Source organism: Nostoc sp., from assembly GCF_054880495.1.
In genome coordinates this window covers 1-7,078 of the sequence record NZ_JBTYKD010000419.1, presented here as the reverse complement: position 1 = coordinate 7,078, position 7,078 = coordinate 1, and the positions used below count along the sequence as shown (strand labels likewise).

The 7,078-nt window shown below is 37.7% G+C and carries 4 protein-coding genes; 2 read left to right on the top strand and 2 right to left on the bottom strand.

Features of this window, described 5'->3' with window-relative positions; genetic code table 11:
• Together ACYTXL_RS35215 and ACYTXL_RS35210 are read right to left on the bottom strand one after the other, a co-directional pair.
• A partial coding sequence (locus tag ACYTXL_RS35215; protein WP_461928607.1) for an ISLre2-like element ISCst1 family transposase occupies positions 1–991 on the bottom strand: 991 nt, incomplete at its 3' end.
• 137 nt (positions 992–1,128) lie between these two features.
• Entirely contained in the window at positions 1,129–3,003 is a 1,875-nt protein-coding gene (locus tag ACYTXL_RS35210; RefSeq protein WP_461928606.1) for a CHAT domain-containing protein, read from the bottom strand.
• A 1,415-nt stretch (positions 3,004–4,418) separates the two neighbouring features.
• On the opposite strand from ACYTXL_RS35210, the gene ACYTXL_RS35205 reads away from it, so the two are divergent.
• On the top strand, positions 4,419–4,880 hold the full coding sequence (locus ACYTXL_RS35205; protein WP_461928605.1) for a phenylpyruvate tautomerase MIF-related protein: 462 nt from the start codon (positions 4,419–4,421) through the stop codon (positions 4,878–4,880).
• A complete protein-coding gene (locus ACYTXL_RS35200) occupies positions 4,828–6,315 on the top strand; it encodes a lipoxygenase family protein (RefSeq protein ID WP_461928604.1) in 1,488 nt (495 codons plus the stop codon). Before ACYTXL_RS35205 ends, ACYTXL_RS35200 begins: the two co-directional genes overlap by 53 nt.
• The last annotated feature ends 763 nt before the right edge of the window (positions 6,316–7,078 follow it).

The window sequence follows — 7,078 nt, the reverse complement described above, 5'->3', positions numbered from 1 at the left end:
CAACTGGGCATCCTAATCTTGCCAAAAGTGGGGGAATATGTATCCAGATCCACTCCGCTCCATCCCCGATTAATAAGACTTGTTTTGCTTGACTAATTCCCAAGTCAACTAAACCCGCTTCTAAAATCTCCAAAAGTGCTTTATATCCTTCATAAGTGCCATCATTCGTAATAGGAATTTCAGAATTATTTATTTTTTTACCTTGCTCATCAACAACATAAATTGTGAATAACTTTGGCTCAACCCATTTGCCGATAAACCCGTGTCGCTTGGTTTTTGAATTTTTTCTCCCCTTTTTATTAATTCGGATTCGACTCCGACCACCATCTACGGCGATGACAACTCTTTGGCCTTTAAGAATATTACCTTCAGCTAAATTCCCTAATTGGCGATTTAAGATTTTAGATTGACGTAAGTTGATCCCAATTTGACCAAATTTATATGTTAAACGTTCGATTCGTTTTAAACTAAGGTTAATTCCCCAACCCGTCAAAGTTGTACAGGCGGCTTCAAATGAGCTAGTGATTGCACCATATTGGGCAACAGTTGACCATACCAAAGGGGTTAATCCTTCTGACATTCCTAACCACATTAAAAATGGGCAAAATCCTTCGCACAAAGATTGATTTTTATCCTTTTTTTTGTTGATAGTTACTACATACGGTAATTTTAAAGTAACAAGTACATTCCCAATTGTTAATATTTGTCGAGTCCGAAAACCATGTCTTTGGGTTTTGGGATGCCACCAGCCTTGAGTTTGAGTTTTTGCTGTATCGAGAACTGATTGAGATTGGGAAAGATTATATAAAAATAAAGCAATACATTGACCCGCTAAAATAAGCGCTGAATCTCTAATTTTTTGTTCTCTTTCTTTTAATACTTGCCCATCCCAAACAATAACATTAGTCAATTCTAAAAGTTTAGTAATCTGAGCTTCAAAGTCTTTCAATGATTTCGCTAAATCTAAAGTTGCATCTATATTTTTTTCCATCAAGGTAGGCATTTACTGTCTCAAAAGTATTGCTAAAAGGGAATTCTACCTTTTTTCGCATCCACAAAAAAAATAGCACTCCAAACTGATGTTACGGACGCTGTTCATTATTAGAACATCTTACGTATTAATACTAATTAAAAATGTAGTAAATATATTTTTATACTGAAAAAGATGATTAGCGATCGCACTTTTTTTGAGTCGCCTAACAAAATCGCATTGCTCCCAATGACAACTTGCCATTCATCATCTGTTGCCGAAAAGTTACCCAGATTGTTAAAAATATTTTTTACCTCTATCTGGTTCAAGCCATGTAGTTGTAAGGAGCGAACTTGCTTTCCCTCTAATAAGGTAATTTCTTTAGGTTTCTCCCGACTAGTTAACATTAAGCAGCTCTGATGAGATACTTCCCCTAATCGTTTGATTAGTTCCCCATATCCTTCGTATCCTTCATGATAGTGTCCAGTGTCCTTGCCACTACGCAGAATAGCCTCTACATTGTCTAACACCAGTAGACAGCGTGAGGAACGTAAACACTCAATCAATTGCGATATTCTACCGTCTGCGCTTGCTGATAAATTTGTTTCTTGCTGGTTAGACAAGAAATTGATAACATCTGCCAGGATTTCTGTAATGGGTGGGGTATTACGCAATGAGCGCCAAATGACGTACTCAAAGTCTCCTTGAATCTGCTCGGCACAGCATACACTCAGAGCAGTTTTGCCAATCCCACCCATGCCTAGTAGTACCACCAATCGGCAGCGATCTCTTACAATCCATTGCTTCAAGATGGTTAATTCTTCTGTACGCCCGGAAAAATCGGAAATATCAACCGCCTCTCCCCAATCTTGGTGGTTGCAGTAATTCTGCTGAGTTAGGGGAGTTATTGGATGTAACCTAGGTTCGTAAACTAGGTGGGAGTTGGAAACAATCCTACCGCGCAAATCTTGCCACGTCGGTGGCAATTGGGCTGAATTCTGGCAAATTGTTGGTAACCAAGTAGCACAAGGAAATCGATCTTCTAGACCTTGCAGTTTTTCCCGTGCTTCCCGCACTGCTATATAGAAAGACTTACCATGAGAAAAGAATTCTAAGAAATACTTCAAAAACTCCTGTGCAACTAGGTCTGGTACAGGCTCACGCATCACAATGACTTGCGGAATGTGCAAATCAGCTAGCTCTCTCGCTAATCCCAAACCGTCACAGGAGTTAAAAATCACTAGCTTCAAACCGTGTTCAACACTTTTTCTCAGGGCATACTTTAGCTCATTAATTGTTAAGCTATCAGTTTGATTAATGTAAAGCTGACCAGATTCACCATTTGCTTTACCTGAGCTATGCCCAGCGAAAAAGAGAATATCCCAACCTTGCTCCCAAAGCTTTTCGTTCAACTCTTGGCGTTGAGGCTCTACTAGAAAGCTAACTTCAGCCTCAGGTAAATGCTCTAGTAAGACTCGATCTGCCTGGGTATCAATACCAGCACTATTACCCAAAACCGCTAAGATTCTCACATGATGTCTATGAGGTAATGGCTGTTCAACAAATTCATAACTAGACGTACTTAAAGCAATTTCAGCCTTGGGATAAAGATCAAAGCAATCCCACAGGTGCCAAGGCAATCGCTGAAGTCGGATGTCTTTGGCTTGAATAATTACTCGAATTTCGTCCGATGGCATTAATCTTTCTAACAATTTCTCTCTAATGGAGCGAAACGATTCAGATCTAAGCCAAGCATTCAAGTGGTTAAGCAACTCCTTTGCGGTATTGTAGCATTTCTCTTGCATAGAAACATTGGTGACTTGAAAGGCTTCAGCTGTCAACCGAGAACTTAGCCCTAAGCTACGATAGGTTGATTGCCAGTAGATGTAGTGTTGAAGAACCTCTGGGGCTGGAGGTAGCTTACCTATAATTTGTACCCAAGGGAGAGCGTCATCTTCGCCAATCTGCAATGTAACTGGAAACCCTTGCTCAGGATCACTATCCTCCAGCTTTAAAACAACTAACTTACCCACAATTGTTGCTGATTCACTAGGAGTTTCTCTAATTTAGAATACAATATTTTTCCATGTTTAATTAGTAGATCACAAAGTTTTTTAAAAGCCCTGCCACATTAGCATTCCATCAAAACACTTGCACACAAGAAAAGAACCTATTAATCAACATTTCAGTCGATACGGTGAGTTGCCTGAAAGCGTAGGCGTAGCCCGTCGTAGACATCGCTCTTAGAGGATGTTTTAAAAGGGTCTTTTGCTCTCATATTGAGCAGAGCGAAGCATTTCAGTGCAGGGAGCCATGATTTGGCTGTTGACCCAATTGACTACAAGATTATTTTCTTGGAATGAGGCTGCGATCGCAGTTTCTATCTAATCCGTCAAAACCTTTACTCATAAGCATTTGGGATTCGCGGACAAGTCTCCTATTCAGCCGCATTCTCAACATATCTCAGGTTCCATCAATTAGTTTTACTCGGAAAGTTTTGATAACAATTCTCATAATGAAAATTGCTGCATATACAGCGCCCGATTATAAACGTTTTTAAAAACTTAAAGGGGAAATATCGTCAGTATATGAAGTTTTGTTACATAATGCGTAATTGTTACAAGCCAAGCTGAATTCATAATTATGAGCGTTCATGAAAGATTTAGAAACCTAATTCTTTCGTCCTCCTCTAGATTTGATTGCTTTATTGCAAACTGTACTAATCGAATTCTCGTTAATGTTAGTACATTGCAAGATAAGTTCACACATCTACCAGTCTGCAAGATAAGTAAAACTTATGGATTATCAAAAAAAAATAACAGTTACATCCAATGGCGATCTCACCTTAAATTACACCTATACATGATTACTTGTATATAAGTAATCATGTATAGGTGTAATTTAGTATTAGCCATATTTCAAAAATTTAGGGAGGAGTGGAAATATACACGAAAATTGCTGAAGAATGGTGTAAATAAGCAATAAAAATTATTGGTTTTTTCATGCCCACCTACTTAGTGTTAAATGTCAGTAGATCACAAAGTTTTTTAAAAGCCCTGCCACATCAGCATTCCATCAAAACACATGCACACAAGAAAAGAACCTATTAATCAACATTTCAGCCGATACGGTTAGTTACCTGAAAGCGTAGGCGTAGCCCGTTGTAGACATCGCTCTTAAACTAAAGCTGTTTGTCTCCTTCTTTGCGAGCGCTGAAACCCTCATTATTACGTCAGTTTATGAAAGTTTGTGATCTATCTATTGAATGTAGCTTTTACATGGGCAAAATAATGTAAATTATTGGCTATAGAACTCACCATCTTGATGATGGTAAATTTTAGATTTTCTTAATAACAAAGCAATCTTTCTGTGATGCTCAACAGGGTTGATTAGCCATAAAAATAGGCTATCAAGCTCTATATTACTGCTTCTACATTATCGAACTAAAATGCCTTTTATCAGAATTGAAACTAATCATGACTTCAGTTCAGAAGTTATTCATTATGTCATCACTCAAATTACTGAACAATTTCATATCATCAAAGGCCATCCTCAGTCCATGATCTTAGTAGTTGTCAACACCAAAGTGAATGTAGCTTTTGGTGGTGATTATGAAAAGCCTGCGGCTGTTGTTCAAGTAATGAACGGGAGAATGCCTGTAGAGATTACCACCAAGCTAACAGAAATTATCAGCGATATTTTACTAGCAAAATTCAATGTTTCAGCTAACAGAATGTATATATTTTTTCAAGAAGATACAAAAATGCATTTGGTTGGCTGGAATCGCACAACTTTTGAACAAATATTAGGTGTTGATGACTTAGCTGATGTAGAAGCGGCTCGAAAAGAAAGTGCAGGTGCAAAAAAAACAGCAATTGAATATAACAGGAGTGATAACAGAAATGAGTAACTTAATCCAAAGAATCATTGCAGGCGAAGTATCACTAGAAGAATATACCAAGACAGAAAAAGAACGTTTAGTTTACAAAATTCTGTCTGATTTACCTTTATCCTCTATCTTAAAAATTAAACAAGAGTTAAAAGGTAATGTAATTGCTAAATCACGGCGAGCGTTAGGTAAGATAGTACATCGTGACTCGCTGATTCCTATTCCCAATTTAAGCTTAGAGTTATGGGATAGAGATCCATTGGGGTTAAAAGATTATTTAGCCTGTGGAGAAACAGATAAAATAGGAAATTTTGAAATTATGTATGACCCGAAAGCAGGAGGTTTTGGTGATGCACCGGATTTAGAATTAAGAATTTTTGACCCGCCACAAAATGTCTTTATTGATGGTAAAAAAAGTGAACTCAGGAACTTAATTGAAGTTAAAAACGGGACTGATAATGTTACAGATGACTATGATTTTGGGGTTGTGCAAATTTTATATTATGAGTACGATCCGCAATATAAATTTTCTTACAGCCTACCAGATTCTATTCGGCATGATTTTGTACCTGAAGCTTTAGCCAGGACAATGCAATCTGTAGCCAAGTATAGCCAGATAATGGATAGCCTCATCCAAATAAATCGCCGTGATCCTAATCAGCCATCCTACGATGAAATCCAAAAATCATTTCCGGAAACTTTAACGCTAATTTTAGAAAAGAGCCATAAAGGCTATACCAGAAGTGATGATTTTTTTGGTGAAAGGATGCTCAATGGTTTCAATCCGGTTATTTTTAAGAAGGATAAAAATAATCCTTCACTATATAACACTGCTTTTAATGGTGAAAAATTTACCCTAACAGGCAAAATAGATTTGCCTAATTACAAAGTCATATTTGAGTTAAAAAACGGAAAATTACTACCTGTTGAAATCACGCTGCAATTCCGTGAAGATAATTGTATGCAACCAAATCCACCCTTAAAAGCACCACAGACTTACACCCCTGCTGATGGTAATAAATGGTTGCAAGCTAAACGAGTTGTTCGCGCTACTCATCTGGGTGTTTTAGGTGAAGTTAAAGGGCATTTAAGCCAGTGTCACTTTAACATGGAACAGTATGCGATCGCTTTCTTAAGAAACATTAGAAAGAATCCGCTACGTGGTTTTTTATATCCCCATCTCAAAGAAGTAGTTCATATTAACAAATTTGGGCGTAAAATCCTCATGGATGCCAAAGAAGGATTTTTTGCCAAACTAGAACCCATGCGTATTAAACCAGATATGTTGCAATGGATAACAACAAATATCGGAACATATGATTGGACAGATTGGCAACCTAGAAAACCTCTGTATCAAGGTCATACATTTGCCAAACTCGGCAATTTATACTGGAATATCCTCACTACTTATGTAGAGTCATTTTTTGCTGCTATAGCAATATTCAATGATTCATAAATGTTTTATTTGGGGTGTTGATTCAGGGTTAGTGCGTCTCAAAGCCTATTGACAGGGGGATAATAGTATGGAATTAGAGTTTAAGACATCTGCCGCCAACACAGAAATCATATACTGATCATTCATTGCGATCGCTAAAAAATAGTAGTTTATGATACCGTTTTTCGGAAAATTTACAAAAGCTGATTTCTAGAGTGAATGATAAACTAGGCTTATAAAACCCAGCTAAAGATTAACCTTGGCCGCGCCTTTTAATTGCTCCGCAGTTTCCTTCAACAACTTTTTCAATGAATCTGTTAGTTGTATTGACACCTCAAATATCCCAAAATCTAATCATCATTGAATTTACTACAATTTGGGATGAGAGAGGCTGCCAACGGCAGCCTCTCTCATCCCCATTAAAATGATTATCATTTTAATAATCTGTATATTTTATTTTCTGGAAGTCCCTAACGCTTTTCCATCACTCTTGGAGAAAGCAATCGCTGCAAGGCTTACGAGACTTAACTTTCCAGGTTTTGGCTACATTTAGGAATTTATATTAGAAAATAAAGCCTCAAACCTTGATTTAGTCATAGTCAGTAGACCGAAAACTTTTGTAAGTCGACGAAAGAATAAGGGTTTGGGGCGAGGTTTCTGGGATCCAGGAGAGCGATCGCTTACCTCAGCCTGACTTTTCACGGGATGTGGAAAAGAAAGAGTGGTTCGCGATGGACTATCGCGAACCACCTGCTATTATTTATTATATTTGGAGGTTTCTTCA

Bases quoted from the DNA above. Each gene is read 5' to 3' on its own strand.
- ACYTXL_RS35205 (WP_461928605.1), top strand. From the start codon at position 4,419: ATGCCTTTTATCAGAATTGAAACTAATCATGACTTCAGTTCAGAAGTT.